Annotated in this window: 1 protein-coding gene; it reads left to right on the plus strand. The window is 67.7% G+C overall.

The window, feature by feature from the left end:
* A partial coding sequence (locus ABZ441_RS33515; RefSeq protein WP_358981189.1) for a type I polyketide synthase occupies positions 1–1,770 on the plus strand: 1,770 nt, incomplete at both ends.

Raw genomic sequence — 1,770 nt, forward strand, 5'->3', positions numbered from 1 at the left:
GCGAGGCGTCGAACTCGACTGGAGGACAGTCCTCGACAGCACTGGCATCTCCGACGGCGGCTGCCACGTAGACCTGCCGACGTATGCCTTCCAGCGAGACCGATACTGGCTCGCACCTTCCAACTCCGGTTCGCCTGTCCAGATCGACCTGCCCTCCGCCCCGCCGGCGGAGGCGCTGGACGGCTTCAGGCGCCGGATGGCCGCCGCTTCTACAGATATCCAACGGATGAGGGTGGCGCTGGACGAGGTGCGCGCCCACGCAGCGGCAGTGCTGCGATGGTCGTCACCGGCGGAGGTCGAAGTCCGGAAAGCCTTCCGGGAGTCAGGCTTCGACTCGCTGACCGCTGTGGAGCTCAGGAACCGGCTGTCCGGCGCCACCGGCATCAGCCTCTCACCCACGGTTGTGTTCGACCATCCGACACCGCTCGCGCTTGCCGAGCATGTCCGTGACAGGGCCCTCGGTATCGACGTGGCGGTCGAGGAGCCCTCCAGTGGGGCGGACTCACCGCGTCTGTCCCACGAACCGATCGCGATTGTGTCGACCAGTTGCCGCTTCCCCGGCGACGTCCGTTCGCCGGAAGGCCTCTGGGAGCTGCTCCTGTCGGATACCGATGCGGTATCCGGATTCCCGGACGACCGCGGCTGGAATCTCGCCGACCTGTACCATCCCGACACCACACGGCCGGGCACCAGCTACCCGCATCAGGGTGCGTTTCTCCACGACGCCGCAGAGTTCGACGCCGGCTTCTTCGGTATCTCCCCCCGCGAGGCGTTGGCGATGGACCCGCAGCAGCGGCTCCTGCTGGAGACGTCCTGGGAAGCCCTGGAGCGAGCGGGCATGGATCCGCTGTCGCTGAGGGGCAGTCGTACGGGTGTCTTCGTCGGCGCCGTCCCCCACGGCTACGGCAGCGGATCCGCCGACGGCCAGGAAGCCGAAGGCTATCTGTTCACGGGTGCGGCGGGCAGTGTGGCGTCGGGTCGTATCGCGTACACGTTCGGTCTGACGGGTCCGGCGATCACGGTGGACACGGCGTGCTCGTCGTCGCTCGTGGCGCTGCACCTGGCCGTGCAGTCCCTGCGCCAGGGCGAGTGTGAGATGGCCATGGCCGGCGGTGTGACAGTGATGTCCACTCCTGGGGTTTTCACCGAGTTCAGCCGACAGCAGGGTTTGGCGCGAGACGGGCGGTGCAAGCCGTTCGCCGCGGCGGCCGACGGCACGGCGTGGGGCGAGGGCGTCGGCATGGTGCTGCTCGAGCGGTTGTCGGATGCGGTGCGTAACGGGCATCAGGTGTTGGCTGTGGTGCGGGGTTCGGCGGTGAATCAGGACGGTGCGTCGAACGGGCTGACCGCGCCGAACGGCCCCGCGCAGCAGCGAGTCATCCGCCAAGCTCTGGCGAATGCCGATGTGTCGGCAACCGAGGTCGATGTGGTGGAGGCGCACGGCACCGGGACGACGCTCGGCGACCCGATCGAGGCGCAGGCCCTTCTTGCCACGTACGGTCAGGGTCGGTCCGAGGACAGTCCGCTGCTTCTGGGGTCGTTGAAGTCGAACATCGGCCATACCTCTGCCGCTGCGGGTGTTGCTGGGGTCATCAAGATGGTGATGGCGATGCGGCATGGTGTGGTGCCTGCGACGTTGCATGTGGATGAGCCGTCTCCGTATGTGGACTGGTCGGCTGGTGCGGTGGAGTTGGTGACGGAGCGGAGGGTGTGGCCGGAGACGGGTCGGGTGCGTCGGGCGGGTGTGTCGTCGTTCGGTGTGAGTGGGAC

This window comes from Streptomyces sp. NPDC005752, from assembly GCF_040630715.1.
Taxonomy (GTDB): domain Bacteria; phylum Actinomycetota; class Actinomycetes; order Streptomycetales; family Streptomycetaceae; genus Streptomyces.